This window comes from Paenibacillus sp. FSL K6-1330 (assembly GCF_037976825.1).
In the GTDB taxonomy this organism is placed as follows: Bacteria; Bacillota; Bacilli; order Paenibacillales; family Paenibacillaceae; genus Paenibacillus_AQ.
Genome location: NZ_CP150269.1, coordinates 3,196,942 through 3,210,836, shown reverse-complemented (window position 1 = coordinate 3,210,836; position 13,895 = coordinate 3,196,942). Strand labels below are relative to the sequence as shown.

Genomic DNA, 13,895 nt, shown 5'->3' with positions numbered 1-13,895 from the left:
GCTTGCCCTCTACTCTCATAACATAGGTCAGCTATGCTGCGCTTTTTTCTTCTACATACATTCGAAATAGCAGGATATACAGCGCCACACTGATTAATGCCGATAGCAAGATGATGCTGAATATACCCATAGGCGGCAGCCAAGTGGACAGAAATACCGTCATCGGAGCCAGAAATCTTCCGATCGTAAACTGTAAGCTGTCAGCTCCCATATACCGTCCTCTTGCATGCTCTGGAGCATAACGGCTAATAAAGCTTTGCGTCACTGGGGAACGAGCCATTTCACCGAAAGTAAAAATAATGGTTACAAAGAATAAGAACCAGATGTTCGTATTCAGTCCGAGTGCAAAAGTACCTACTCCGGATAACAAGGAAGATAGTACGAATACATCACGCTCCTTCCAATTCCGAAACCACTTGGTGACCGGCAGAATAAAGAGAACAAACAAGAGACCGTTGAGCCCCAGCACCCACCCTAATATCTCTGTGCTCGATAGCATAAGCGAATGTCCGTTCCAGGAGAACAGCGCCTGGGGTGGTACATAATCGATCACATATACCGCCAAATACAGATCCAGCTGCATGATCGCCACAAGGGCAAAAATCCCCGCCAGTATGTACACCAGAAACACTTTATCTCGAAAAATGATGCCATATCCCTTCCACTGTTCCTTGAATACCTGAAGAATCGACCCTGTTGCCTTTACACTTTGGGCAGGCCCCGGCAGGGTTTCATGAACGATGAAGTAAATCGCGATGAAATAGATCAGCAATACGAAGGAACATGACCACAGAAGCTCTTGCCGATACTGAAAAAAGAAAATGGCTCCAAGTGCCGGACCAAGCACAGCACCCAAGTTGTTCGCTGTCGTAAACGTTGCAAATACTTGCCGCCTTTCTTGAACCGGAACCAGATCGGCTACCATCGCGGAGCTGGCAGGTCTATAGATGGCTCCCCCGAATCCGATGCCGATAAAAGCGGCATAATCGATCCAGTGCGAAGGCGATAACGCGAACATCGCAAACATGACCGTCTGCAGCGACGCGCCAAGCAGCATGATGGGGCGACGTCCCAGCCGATCGGCTAAAGCACCGCCGAGCAAGCTGCCTATAATGCTGAATATCGGAGGAACCGTCATGAGGATTCCCGCGATATGATTGCCTAAAGCCGCACCGAAATAAACCGTTATGAAGGGAAAGTACATCCAAAACAGCATATTGAACAGCGCTTCACCTAATAATCTAACCTTTAAATTGTTATCCCATAATCGTATTTGCACAAGACTCCCTCTCTCTATGTCGCAGCAGCACAACAGTTAAAAATCGAACGATATATCACGTCCCCCGGCCGGGTATTACAAACTATAAAACATTTCCCTGGCAAAATATAGACTTATAATGAGCGCTGAGCTATACTAATAATATGAAAGCCGAATATCGACCGATTCAATTTAGATGACCCACAAAACGAACATTTGTTCTAAATATGAAAGACGCTCCCTCGGGAGCGCCTTTTTTTGTTGCATGATGTATTAAACAAACTGAGGCTTAACAGGAACAAACTGTGGTTTTTGTACGAATAATCGCATAAATACGGGCACGACGGGGGCCATTATGAAACGACTGTACGAAAAATCGTACAAACGAGAGTAACACGGGCAGCCCGACGTAAATTTGTACGAAGAATCGCACAACTGAGAGTCAAATGCCAGCTGTTGGAAGAGATTTGTACGATAAATCGTACAATCTGAGGCTTAACAGGAACAAACTGTGGTTTTTGTACGAATAATCGCATAAACACAGGCACATCGGGGGCCATTATGAAACGACTGTACGAAAAATCGTACAAACGAGAGTAACACGGGCAGCCCGACGTAATTTGTACGAAGAATCGCACAACTGAGAGTCAAATACCAGCTGTTGGAAGAGATTTGTACGATAAATCGTACTATCCTTCCGTTGGACCAGTATAGAATATAGAATGCGCTTAGCAGTTGGACGCCTGGATGCAGGCTTCTTCTCCAACGGGACTTAATCAGTCAGCTTCTTCAATTCATGCAGATGATCGAAGATCATCTGGCAAACCTCAGAGACCCGATCCCGATCCTTATACGTTAACCAAGCCAATTCTTCAATTTCCGAAGCCGCACTTAGCTCTCCTTCATACTCCGCCGTGTAACAGGACATCGTTACTCGAACACCCTCCGATTTGCCGTGAGCGCCAGCCCGGAAGCTGCCTGCATTCGCCGCGGTCTCCGGTTTGATTCGAACGGACAGCTCCTCTTTAATTTCCCGCACCAGCGTATCGATATCGGATTCTCCCGGTTCCCGTTTTCCTCCCGGCAGGTAGTACGTATCCTTGCCTTTGGAACGAGCACCCAATATGCGTCCATCCGCGATATGAATCCAGGCGATCTTGTCAATCTCCGTTATCATATGGATTCCCCTCCTTTCATGTAAACTTCATGCTAAGCCGTCCCTTGTTGTTCCCGTTTCCCGCCTAATTTAAATACCAGTATCCCCCCGACAATCACAAGAACACCGATCAACTGATTCATTGTAAACGGAACCTTCTCAAGCCCTAACCATCCCAAGGAGTCCCACAACAGTGCGAAACCGAGCTGCGAGGTCATGACAATCGAAATGGCGAATGTGGCACCCAGCAGCCTTGTCGCCTGCACCAGGCAAATCACCACGCCGACCCCAATCAACCCGCTAATCCAGTACCAAGGCTCCATGTTTTGAATGGCGAACGTCCCCTTGCCTTCTACAGCAAGACTCATGCCGAACGAAGCCACGAAGCCCATGCCTAACACCAACGTCGTCGTAGACCAGGAGCCGGTCTTCTCATTCACTCTATTATTGAAAATGTTCTGCAAACTAACCATTGAACCCGCGATGAGTGCCAATACCAATCCTGCTAACATGTTCCATCTCCCTTACTTCATGTTTCATCATCACCGTGTGTTATTCTTCGTAAATATTGCCTCCCGCTACATTCGTTAACGCATCCCGGTCTTTAATCAGAATGTACCCCTTGTGACGCTCGATCAGCCCTTCCTGACTGAATTTCAAGATCACCCGGTTTAAATGCCGATAGCTGGTTCCAAGCAGATTCGCGATATCGGTCAGGTTGAACGCGGCCGGGTTTTTGGTAGCGAACGTATCCGACTCCGCCTCTGAAACGGACAGTAAATAGCTAGCCAGTCGTACCTCCACCGGATGAAGCAAATTGAAACTCAAGAAATTGGATTTAATATAAAATTTCCGCGTAATGATCCGCAACATAAATTGAAGCAGCGGCGGATGCTCCTGTCCGTATTTGCGAAGCCAGCGATAATGCACGCCGATCATATAGACAGATGATACGGCCTGTACCGTATTAATCAACGGATTGCCTTGAATATATTCAATATCTCCGATCACCTCAAGCGGTGTTTTGAAAGATAGAACAAGCGCTTTGCCTTCCGCAGAGGTCGTGAAGATTTTAATCTTCCCTTGAACCAGGATATACAGCATATCGGCCGGCTCGCCTTGCGTGCAGACGATGTCGCCCTGATCATAGTGATATAAAACCAGATAAGGCATTAAATCATCGTGAAATACGGACTGGATCTGGTTGCTCAGCAAAAGATGCTGCATGAGCTCCGCATTATGAATTTCCTTCACGTCCCTCTCTCCTTTCCCGAACACTTCATCTCAAGAACTGCTTGGTTTCACATTATAATTTGATAATCACGACACCAGCGATCATCATCCCGATCCCGATGAATTGAGGCAAGCTCATTCTCTTTTTCACTACACCGAACCATCCCTTGCTGTCAATCAGGAACGTTAAGAATAACTGGGCGATCAATAACGCGGATATCGTTAATGTAACACCGATGTTCTGAATCGCAGTCACCTCACTGAATATAATGGGTGCCCCCAAGGCTCCTCCGATTAGATAGAGCGGCTTCACTTGTCCAAATCCTTGTCTGCTTCCGTCGCGAACGAACAGCAGAATAATGAAGGCCATAATAAATCCGGTCAACTGCGTAACCGCGGCAGCTTGCCAGGTGCCCATATCCTGACTAATTCGGGCATTGGCCACACCTTGCAGCGTAATGCAGGCACCGCCAATGAATGCAAATAAGATTCCTCTCACGATACATACTCCTTCTTCTATAGGTCTGTATACTATTAAAAGTGAATTCCCCAAACTCAGGAAAGGACATATGTCCTGAAATGACGTAAATTCCAAATAAAGCGATGTCTATAGACACGAATTTCATTATATACTATCGGTTGGCTTTGCATATAAAATACAAAAAGCTGCCGGAATTTCCTTGGCAGCTTAAGATGCATTATAGCATGGGGGGTTATGATTTTAACCCATTCCCGCGGTATAAAACAGTTTAAACCAAGATTGCATCTAGGACTCTATGATCATTTTGTTTTAAAATATAACTAGATGTCACTCATTGACGTAACACCGACTTGGAAGGAGCTCCTCTAACGTTATGCTAGACAAACAAGAACAAGTCCCCGATGAACAGGGCGGATTACAATTACAAGCGGATTGCGAACGCTGCTTTGGATTATGCTGCGTCGCTTTACCCTTCGCCGCCTCAACGGATTTTGCCATGGACAAAGACGGCGGAACCCCTTGTCACCATCTGCAATCCGACTTCCGCTGCGGTGTACACAGCAGCTTGAGGCAGCGAGGTATGAGAGGCTGCACCGTATACGACTGCTTTGGAGCAGGTCAAATGGTTTCACAGGTCACCTATAACGGACGCGACTGGCGGCTGGCCCCTGGGACAGCAGAAGAAATGTTCGACGTATTCCCGATTATGCGACAGCTTCACGAGCTGTTATGGTATCTGAACGAAGCCCTGACTTTGCAACCGGCTCAAGACATTCATACCGATCTGAGATTGTCGCTGGAAGAGACGCGGCGGTTGACTCAGCTTCCTCCCGAATCCCTGTTACGGCTGGATGTGGCAGCTCATCGGGCAGAAGTGAATCAGCTGCTTCTTCGAACCAGTGAACTTGTGCGGGATGATGCGCGCAAGAAACATAAAGGGCCACCCGTACGTCAAAAGATCGGGGGGCGCGGTGCTGACCTAATGGGAGCAAAGCTTAAGGGAGCAGACCTGAGATACGCCAATCTGAGAGGCGCTTATCTCATTGCCGCGGACCTCAGAGGAGCCGATCTGCAGGCTGCCGATCTCATCGGTGCCGATTTCAGGGACGCAGACCTTAGGGGGGCCAATCTAGCAACCAGCCTCTTCCTTACTCAATTCCAGGTTAACGCAGCGAGAGGAGACGCCAGCACCCAACTGCCTCCATCCTTATCTCGACCGGGACATTGGACGCCTTAACGCTCAATATATTAGGAAAGAACAGATGATGATTTACTAAAAACATCAAAAAGCCGGCAGCTAACTTGCTGCCGGCTTTTTGATGTTGGCCGAACGCTTATACTAAAACGACTTTAAGCGCGCTTCTTCCATGAATCCTTCAAAGGAACAATACGGTTAAACACCAGCCTGTGTTCTGTTGTATATTTGGAATCCACGCAGAAATATCCGTGTCTGATGAATTGGTACGTACGGTTCATCGTCGCTTTCAGCATGGAAGGCTCCAGTATGGCGTTTTCGATTCGAATCAACGATTCGGGATTCATCAGATCCTTCCAAACGTTATCCGATTCTGATAACTCGGCTGATTCCTTCAGCAGCTTATCATACAAGTGAAGTTCCGCCGGAATCCCGTGCTTCGCAGACACCCAATGCAGCGTTGCTTTCACCTTCCGCTCATTAAATCCGCTCCCGCTCTTCGTTAGTGGATCATACGTGCAGTGGATCTCCATGATTTCCCCCGTTGCCGGATCTTTCACGACATGTTCGCATTTGATGAAGTAGGCTCCTTTCAGGCGCACTTCCTTGCCAGGGGATAACCGATGAAATCCGGGAACGGGCTCCTCCATAAAATCCTCTTGTTCGATGTACAGTTCTCGTGAAAAAGGAACCTCCCGCTCACCCAATGTTTCGTCACTTTCATGATTCGGTATGGTCAGCATCTCGGTGTAATCTTCCGGAACATTCGTAATGATTACCTTCAGCGGATTCATGACGGTCATCGCGTTATAACACCGTTCCTTCAAGTCTTGACGGATATAATGATCGAGCATGCCCGAGTCCACCAGGCTGTTGCCGCGAGACGCCCCGAGTTCCCCCAGGAAACGCCGGATACCCTCAGGTGTCACGCCTCGCCGCCGTAATCCTATCAACGTTGGTAGTCTAGGGTCATCCCATCCGTCGACAAAACCTCCCTCCACCAATTCCCTCAGGTATCGCTTGCTCGTTACGTATCCCGAGATATTCAACCTTCCGAATTCCCGCTGCTTCGGAGGCTCCGTCACTTCCAGTTCCGTAAGCACCCACTCGTATAACGGGCGATGATCTTTAAACTCGGCTGAGCATAACGAATGGGTAATTCCTTCGATCCAGTCCTGGATCGGATGGGCAAAATCGTACATCGGATATACACACCACGTTGTTCCCGTACGGTAATGCTCTGCATGAATGATACGATATAGGACTGGATCTCTCAGGTTCATGTTAGGGGAAGACATATCGATTTTGGCTCGGAGTACTTTTTCCGATGGTTGAAATGCCCCTGCGATCATTTGCTCAAATAACGCCAAATTCTCCTCAATGCTGCGCTCCCGAAAAGGGCTGTTGATGCCAGCTTCTGTCAGCGTCCCCCGGTATTCCGTCATTTGTTCAGGCGTGAGATCACAAACGTAAGCCTTCCCTTTAGCTATGAGTTTCTTTGCCGCTTCAGCGATTTGATGCGCATAATCCGACCCGAAATAAACGTCCGGCTTAAGTCCGAGCCACTGGATATCCTCCTGAATCGCATGCACGTATTTGATATCTTCCTTCAGTGGATTCGTATCGTCGAACCGAAGATTGAAAGTCCCATGGAACCGGCTGGCGATGGAATGATTGATGTAAATCGCATAGGCGCTGCCGATATGCAGATAACCGTTGGGCTCCGGCGGAAATCGCGTAGCCACCGGCCTGTGGTACACGCTGTTGTCTACATCCTCTTTGATCATCTTGGTCAAAAAATCCACCGTTTCTTCTGCCTTGTTTTTGTTCTCGCTCATACCTGACTCCTCCTTACGTTGATTTTTTCTGCCGTAACTCCGTAAAAAACAAAAAAATCCCGTCTCCAAGACATAAGTCTTGGGGACGAGATTGGTTTCGCGGTGCCACCCCTATTCGCCGATATCTCACGATACCAGCCTTATCAGGTACGGCCATCACGCGATCGCTTATACCCTAGCTCTGTAACAGGAGCTCCTGTCGCACCATCCCTTATCCATAAGTTCCGATGCGCCGCTCAGAGGCTTGGTTCAATGAAGGGCTTCCAACTCCTTTTCAGCTTACCGAAGCTCTCTGTGGGGATTCCTGTTCATCTACTCTTCTCTTCATGGCGTTTACAATTTGATCCATAGTATCATCTAAATATAAAAAAGTAAACCATGGAACCTCACTAAAATGAAACGCCTGAATATGCGTTCCGTCAGCTTAGATCGGCAGAAACTTCACGGTAGCCTGCTTGCCGCTGACCTGAATGCCCGTCTCCTTCTTGCCTACCTCAGCCAGATCTTGAACGAGTCGCTCAAGCAGCTTGCGGGCGGCTTCGCCCTCCTTGCCTTGAATGCGAATAACGGGCTGGACAGCTTTGCCCGCTGCCAGCAGCTTATGCATTTGCGACAGCTTGGTGTCATAATCATGCTCTTCAATATGTACAGACAAGCGGAATTCCTTTACTTTCATCAGACTTGATGAAGCTGGCTGGCCTTTCTTCTCTTTCACGGCCTCCTGCTTCGCCTGACCACGGCTTACGAGCTTGCAGGGCGGGGGACTGCTGAATAGTGAGGTACACACCAAATCGGCTTTGTGACTTTTCGCCAGCGCAAGCGCCTCATCCCTGGAGACGACTCCCAGATCTTCGCCGTTTAGGCCGGTCAGCTCTACTTCGCGAGCTTTTATCTTTTCATTCATAATTAACATGGTGGATAGATCCTCCTATCGAGCGTATGTATTCGTTTATTTTATTGCTCTTCCTCTACGTTCACATCATTGTGCATGAACCGAACAATATGCGTTCGATATTCCTGCTCTTCCGTGATTTCCAGGCAGTTAAGCTGTTTACCGTACACGCACGCTCCATCGATACCGATTTTGTCCCCTTCTTCACAGAACCAAATCCCCTCCGAATCATGCAAGTTCATGGCCGGCGTATGCCCGAACACCACGGTTTTGTTAAGGCCTGTTGGATAATTATAGAACGGATCGCGAATCCAGATGAAATCATGATGAGGCTGCAACTTCCAGTCATCAACACCCGGATTGATTCCTGCATGCACGAATATGTGAGTGTCTGTTTCATAATAGAGAGCTAGCGTATCAAGAAAAGATAAATGATGCTCGAACTTTTTTTTAATATAGGCTTTACCTTCGTTATATCTGGCGCGTTCCATTTCACCCTCAAAAAAATCGGCGCCGCAGTAGCTTTCAATCGTGTGTCGAGCTCCATTGCGAATCCAGCGTGAGTTCACTTCATCCGTATCAAGCAAAATGGCATCCAGCATCATCTGATCATGATTCCCCCGAAGAGTGATGGCACCTTCATCCCGCAATTCCATCACTTGCTCAATGACTTCCCTGCTTCTTAATCCGCGATCCACATAATCCCCGAGCAAGATCAGCTTGTCCTTATCAGGATTGTACTGCACGTCAGACAATAACTGATTGAATTCATCGAAGCAGCCATGAATGTCGCTAATCGCTAATATTCGAATCGTAGTCCCCTCCATTCCGAGCAACTTTGCTATTTAGGTATAATAGCATATTCTCCTTCATATCAACACGCACTTGAAATCGGAGCCACGCCTTGTGAGGAACCAAACTTCCTTTCTCTTGGCAAACCTTCGCTTTTGGTGAAAAAACACTCGTGTACAGTCCAAATTCATCCGCCCCCATAAAGAATCGAGCTAAAAAGCCATGCGTTCTGCCATAGGAAATGGATGAATGCACGGCTTTTCTATTTATAGCCTATTTTATAAAACGATATTTAGCCAACACGTCTCCCCAGGGGGCATACCCGGCTTCTTTAAATCCAATTTCGGAATATAGCCTTTTTGCACGCTCATTCTCGGGTTTGTAACATAGCATAACATCGTCCGTTGTATCCGGCGAGGTCCGAATCTCCTCGAAAACCAAACGAATCGCGGGTTTGGCATAATGCAGTCCCTGAAACTTACCATCGATCATAAACCGGTATATCCAGTAGTTATCATCGTGTGGGTGCAGACCATACATTACAAATCCGATCATCTCTTCATCATGGTAGATCGCACGCGTTTCGAAGCCCTCCATGAATTGAGCTTCCGCTATTGAATATAGATTGGGGGCAATCCACTTCTCCTGTTCAGGTCTCGGTTTAAGACGAATGCAATCCTCCCAATTGTCCTTATCTATGGCATGAAGTGTTATCAAATGCAAGACTCCTTCATATATGGTGTATGCCTTTATCCTAATCCAATGCCGACCATTTTTCACGGTATTAAATATGTAAATTCAAATATGACGCTGCACGTTGCCAGATAGAGAACAAGATAATGAATGATTATAAGCATTTATTACATATTCCGATTATCTCTTAATGGATAAACTAGAAGTAACTTTATTTTTCATGGAGGCGATCTTTATGCGGCAATTCAACTATAACAACCAACGGAAAGGACAACTAACAATGAAACGAATGAGGGTTATTATATATGAAGAAAATATTGAATATTGGGGTTTTGGCCCATGTTGATGCCGGTAAAACCACACTAACGGAGCAAATCCTGTTTAGATCCGGAATTATTGATCAAGCGGGCTCCGTTGACCAAGGCAATACCATCACGGATTCGCTGGACATTGAACGCAGACGAGGCATCACGATAAAGTCCGCTGCGGTATCGTTCATGCTGGGCGATCTAAAAATCAACTTGATCGATACGCCGGGACATGCCGATTTCATCTCGGAGGTCGAGCATTCACTAAGTGTGCTGGATGGCGTCATTCTGGTCATTTCCGCGGTTGAGGGCGTACAGGCCCAGACGCGGGTGCTCATGCAAACACTGAAAGAACAAGGGATTCCCACCGTTCTATTCATGAACAAGATCGATCGAATGGGCGCGAATTACGAGAAAGTCTCTACCATGATACGTAATCTGCTGGATGAACATATTTGTGAGATGAGCTCTGTTACTCAGGAAGGCAGCGCAGCCGTTCGGGTGGATGTGGCCGATCCCCATAACGCCGGGTGGGTCGAAATGTTGGCACTGACCAATGACGATCTGCTGAACGACTATGCTCAGGATATTCCCATATCTCGCGAACGGTTGCAGGAGGAATTACACAGGCAAACCCAGAAAGGTAAAGTATACCCCCTTTTTGCAGGATCAGCAGCCAAAGGGATCAGCATCGAGCCGCTGCTTCATGCGCTTGGTGAATGTTTCCCCGTTAATGACGCCTCGGAGCTTCAGCATGAATCGTTATCCGGCTTGGTGTTCAAAGTCATCAAACTTCCGAATGGGGAACGTAACGTCTACCTCCGGCTGTTCGCCGGCAGTATCCAGGCACGTGATGAGATTAAGGTGATCACGCAGAACGGAAACACCACCATGTTCAAGGTGAAACACCTACATGCTCTGGATGATGGCAAATCCATTCCGGTGAATCAGATCGATGCCGGTGACATTGCAATTCTCATTACTGATGAACTCAAGGTGGGCGACGTCATCGGTGCTGTATCCGACAGGATGAAGCGGGTCCATTTTCAGAAGCCGCCGATACAAGTCCAAGTGTCAGCCAAGAATCCTGCGGAGGAGCATCAACTTTACACTGCCTTAAGCGATCTTACTGAAGAGGATCCGTTCCTGCAATATATCCAGGATCCAAATACCAAGGAACATATCATCCACGTATTCGGCAAAGTCCAGCAAGAAATTCTGCTGGAAACGATTCAGCAGCAATACGGCATCGAAGCCGTATTTTCAGCTCCGCGGGTCATTTGTATCGAGAAGCCTGTTGCGATGGGAGAGGCTGTTGAATATATGGGCGAGTGTCCTTTTTATGCAACGGTTGGCTTACGAGTCGAACCTGGCGAGAGAGGAACCGGACTTCACTATCGACTGGAAGTGGAGCTGGGCTCCCTCCCCTTATCCTTTCAGAAAGCGATTAAAGATACCGTGATTGAGGTGCTGCAAGAGGGACTGTATGGATGGTCCGTGACCGATATTATGGTGACGCTGACGCATACCGGCTACGCAAGTCCGGTATCGACGGCAAAGGATTTTCGCAGTCTGACCCCGCTCGTCCTCATGGCAGCGCTCAACATAGCCGGAACGGAAGTATATGAGCCCATAAACGTGATCCAATTCATTCTGCCGGAAACCAGTTTGAGCAAAGCGTTATCCAGATTGGCGGCACTGGAAGGGACCTATCAGGAACCCACATTCCACAACCATGCCGTCCACATTCATGGTACCATCCCCGTGCGGACGACCGACTTGCTGAAAGCCGAAGTCCATTCTCTAACAAGCGGTGAGGGCATGCTCTCCGTAAAACCAGGAGGCTACGTGAAGGTGCAAGCCACCGTCCCTGTGAATAAACGGAGACAAGTCAACCCGCTAAATCGCGGTGAATATATGCTTCATTTGAACAAGATCATGTAAGAACATATGTATCAATCCATAGCGGTGCCGAGAGATGGTCTCGCCCGCTATTTTGATGTGCTTAAAATCCTAGCGTCACTCTATCTTTCTTAGTCTGGTGCAACTCTTTTTGCCCCTTGTCACTTATTAAGTGATAGGAAAAAACGTTGCTCTAGACCCACCCCTGCTCTACTTGGTAATATAGTCAGGTACTATTTTTTGGGTGTGCGGAAGGAGTCGGCTAGATTTGGAACAACAACGTTATCATGATTTAAAATTGGGTGAAAAAGGTGCCATCATCAGTATCATTGCTTATATCTGTTTATCTGCAATTAAATTATTGATAGGGTACACCGCGAACTCCGAGGCCCTGCGGGCGGACGGTTTAAATAATGCTACAGATATCGTGGCGTCCATTGCTGTATTGATCGGACTGCGATTATCGCAAAAACCTGCGGACCGGGATCATCCATACGGTCACTGGAAAGCGGAAACGGTAGCCTCCTTGATCGCCTCCTTTATTATGATGGCCGTCGGGATCCAGGTCTTGTTCGGGGCCGTCTCTTCCATGGTTGAAGGAAACCATGAATCTCCTGATCTTATATCCGCATGGACCGGCATTGTCTGTGCCATTGTGATGTACTTGGTCTACCGATATAACAAGCGCCTGGCCGCCAAAGTAAACAGTCAAGCCGTAATGGCAGCGGCAAAGGACAATCTCTCGGATGCCTGGGTAAGCATCGGTACGGTTGTGGGTATCATCGGCGCTCAATTTCATCTCCCGTGGCTCGATCCGCTTACCGCCGTACTGGTAGGCTTCCTGATATGTAAAACCGCTTGGGATATATTCCGCGATGCCTCTCATCATTTAACCGATGGCTTCGATGAAAACATTGTCAAAGACTACAAAGAAACCGTAAAACAAGTGGTTGGCGTTAAGGGTGTCAAGGACATTCGGGCAAGGAATTATGGCAGCAACACGGTTGTCGACATCGTCATCCTGGTCAGGTCGAATCTGGATATCCGGGTCGCCCATGATATTTCTGACCAGGTGGAACATGAATTAAAAGAAACCCACGGCGTTTATGACGTACATGTTCATATAGAACCGAGTTAAACCTGCAACATTACCAAGTGTCATAACTAACGAAGAAGGTCCGGCCATATTCCTATGGCCGGACCTTTCAAGCGTTTTTAAATAATAGTTAAATTCTTGATTGTAGCAATGAAAACAGCTCTTCAAATATAGCAGGATTAGCGCAAACTATTTCTTCTCCATATAAGTCAGGAGGATAACCCGACGGCACCACACCGACATGGCCTGTAATTGCTCCAGCTTCACGAGCGATGAGACCTGCTGCTGCGACATCCCATGGAGCTAAGCTTTCTGTATGTGCGTCTAGTCGTCCGGATGCCACATAACAGATATCTATTGTCGGAGCAGCGAAACGTCGGATGTCTCTACAATGAGTAGTTAAGAGATTAACTCTTGCAAGAGCCGGATGTACTTTTTCTTTATCATGCGGGAATCCAGTACCGATAATCGAGTCTGTCAAGGATCCGGATCGAGGAACTTGAAGTTCTTTACCATTACAAAAAGCACCTTCTCCCCGAATTCCTACGTAGGTAACACCCAAATCAGGAGCATACACAACCCCTGCCCAAACGATGCCATCAACTGCAATGGCTGCAGAAACAGCAAAATGAGGAAGGCGATGTGCATAGTTTACCGTTCCGTCCAAAGGATCAATAATCCAATGAGGACCTTCAAAGTTATCCTTAGTCCCATATCCATCGGTGTTTTCTTCGGAAAGAATACCATGTTCCGGGTAAGCACTAGTAATTGCCTCACGAATAATCTGGTCAGAAGCAAAATCTGCAGAAGTTACAAGTTCCCCTGCATTTTTATATGTAACTTCTATAAGAGACTGAGTTTGTAATTTCGTGATTTTTTTCCCGGCTAAGCGAACTATCTTTTCTGCGAAGATTGCCCATTCAAGTGCTTTATCTTTCATTCGCTGATCCGCTCCCTTTGAAAAATGTTAAGTAACATCGACGCTATCAACGGAATAACTCAATTCAAATATTCAAGTTCGTTATGTTATATTTTGGCATTTCTCGCCTAC

13 protein-coding genes and 1 other annotated feature are annotated in these 13,895 nt (G+C 47.3%); of the genes, 3 read left to right on the top strand and 10 right to left on the bottom strand.

All coding sequences use genetic code 11. The features are described 5' to 3' along the window. Window positions 1–31: 31 nt before the first annotated feature. The 5 genes from NYE54_RS14700 to NYE54_RS14680 all read right to left on the bottom strand — a co-directional run bounded on the left by NYE54_RS14700 (window position 32) and on the right by NYE54_RS14680 (window position 4,146). Entirely contained in the window at window positions 32–1,279 is a 1,248-nt protein-coding gene (locus tag NYE54_RS14700; protein ID WP_339272730.1) for an MFS transporter, read from the bottom strand. 751 nt (window positions 1,280–2,030) lie between these two features. Continuing rightward, entirely contained in the window at window positions 2,031–2,435 is a 405-nt protein-coding gene (locus tag NYE54_RS14695) for an NUDIX domain-containing protein (RefSeq protein ID WP_339272728.1), read from the bottom strand. Between the two features lie 32 nt (window positions 2,436–2,467). After that, window positions 2,468–2,926 (bottom strand): DMT family transporter, encoded by a 459-nt coding sequence (locus NYE54_RS14690; RefSeq protein ID WP_339272726.1) that lies wholly within the window; start codon window positions 2,924–2,926, stop codon window positions 2,468–2,470. Window positions 2,927–2,966: 40 nt separating this feature from the next. After that, a complete protein-coding gene (locus NYE54_RS14685) occupies window positions 2,967–3,668 on the bottom strand; it encodes a cyclic nucleotide-binding domain-containing protein (protein ID WP_076326059.1) in 702 nt (233 codons plus the stop codon). A gap of 52 nt (window positions 3,669–3,720) precedes the next feature. Then, on the bottom strand, window positions 3,721–4,146 hold the full coding sequence (locus tag NYE54_RS14680; protein WP_076326058.1) for a DMT family transporter: 426 nt from the start codon (window positions 4,144–4,146) through the stop codon (window positions 3,721–3,723). A gap of 355 nt (window positions 4,147–4,501) precedes the next feature. On the opposite strand from NYE54_RS14680, the gene NYE54_RS14675 reads away from it, so the two are divergent. Further along, on the top strand, window positions 4,502–5,365 hold the full coding sequence (locus NYE54_RS14675) for a pentapeptide repeat-containing protein (protein WP_339272723.1): 864 nt from the start codon (window positions 4,502–4,504) through the stop codon (window positions 5,363–5,365). Between the two features lie 113 nt (window positions 5,366–5,478). On the opposite strand, the gene NYE54_RS14670 is transcribed toward NYE54_RS14675, so the two are convergent. From NYE54_RS14670 to NYE54_RS14655, 4 genes are all read right to left on the bottom strand, one after another. Beyond that, the gene (locus tag NYE54_RS14670) at window positions 5,479–7,161 is read right to left on the bottom strand and encodes a glutamine--tRNA ligase/YqeY domain fusion protein (protein WP_339272721.1); all 1,683 of its coding nucleotides are present in this window, start codon (window positions 7,159–7,161) and stop codon (window positions 5,479–5,481) included. A 78-nt stretch (window positions 7,162–7,239) separates the two neighbouring features. Beyond that, window positions 7,240–7,498, bottom strand: a binding site (T-box leader). A gap of 87 nt (window positions 7,499–7,585) precedes the next feature. Further along, window positions 7,586–8,074 carry a translation initiation factor IF-3 gene (gene infC / locus NYE54_RS14665; protein ID WP_339272719.1) on the bottom strand — a complete coding sequence of 163 codons (489 nt, stop codon included), beginning with the start codon at window positions 8,072–8,074 and terminating at the stop codon, window positions 7,586–7,588. 41 nt (window positions 8,075–8,115) lie between these two features. After that, a complete protein-coding gene (locus NYE54_RS14660) occupies window positions 8,116–8,880 on the bottom strand; it encodes a metallophosphoesterase family protein (protein ID WP_339272717.1) in 765 nt (254 codons plus the stop codon). A gap of 238 nt (window positions 8,881–9,118) precedes the next feature. Beyond that, complete coding sequence (locus tag NYE54_RS14655; RefSeq protein ID WP_339272715.1) at window positions 9,119–9,562, bottom strand: GNAT family N-acetyltransferase; 444 nt, start codon at window positions 9,560–9,562, stop codon at window positions 9,119–9,121. 281 nt (window positions 9,563–9,843) lie between these two features. Between NYE54_RS14655 and NYE54_RS14650 the strand changes: the two genes are divergently transcribed. Both NYE54_RS14650 and NYE54_RS14645 read left to right on the top strand, forming a co-directional pair. Then, window positions 9,844–11,790, top strand: coding sequence for a translation factor GTPase family protein (locus NYE54_RS14650; protein ID WP_339272713.1), 1,947 nt, complete (start codon window positions 9,844–9,846; stop codon window positions 11,788–11,790). A 226-nt stretch (window positions 11,791–12,016) separates the two neighbouring features. After that, window positions 12,017–12,886, top strand: coding sequence for a cation diffusion facilitator family transporter (locus tag NYE54_RS14645; RefSeq protein WP_339272711.1), 870 nt, complete (start codon window positions 12,017–12,019; stop codon window positions 12,884–12,886). A gap of 88 nt (window positions 12,887–12,974) precedes the next feature. Here the strand turns inward: NYE54_RS14645 and NYE54_RS14640 are convergent, their stop codons facing one another. Beyond that, complete coding sequence (locus NYE54_RS14640) at window positions 12,975–13,784, bottom strand: inositol monophosphatase family protein (RefSeq protein ID WP_339272709.1); 810 nt, start codon at window positions 13,782–13,784, stop codon at window positions 12,975–12,977. Window positions 13,785–13,895: the final 111 nt, after the last annotated feature.

Excerpts from the sequence above, each read along its gene's own strand:
- NYE54_RS14650 (WP_339272713.1), top strand. The coding sequence starts at position 9,844 with ATGAAGAAAATATTGAATATTGGGGTTTTGGCCCATGTTGATGCCGGT.
- NYE54_RS14660 (WP_339272717.1), bottom strand. The coding sequence starts at position 8,880 with ATGGAGGGGACTACGATTCGAATATTAGCGATTAGCGACATTCATGGC.
- NYE54_RS14675 (WP_339272723.1), top strand. The coding sequence starts at position 4,502 with ATGCTAGACAAACAAGAACAAGTCCCCGATGAACAGGGCGGATTACAA.
- NYE54_RS14640 (WP_339272709.1), bottom strand. The coding sequence starts at position 13,784 with ATGAAAGATAAAGCACTTGAATGGGCAATCTTCGCAGAAAAGATAGTT.
- NYE54_RS14695 (WP_339272728.1), bottom strand. The coding sequence starts at position 2,435 with ATGATAACGGAGATTGACAAGATCGCCTGGATTCATATCGCGGATGGA.
- infC (WP_339272719.1), bottom strand. The coding sequence starts at position 8,074 with ATGTTAATTATGAATGAAAAGATAAAAGCTCGCGAAGTAGAGCTGACC.
- NYE54_RS14670 (WP_339272721.1), bottom strand. The coding sequence starts at position 7,161 with ATGAGCGAGAACAAAAACAAGGCAGAAGAAACGGTGGATTTTTTGACC.
- NYE54_RS14690 (WP_339272726.1), bottom strand. The coding sequence starts at position 2,926 with ATGTTAGCAGGATTGGTATTGGCACTCATCGCGGGTTCAATGGTTAGT.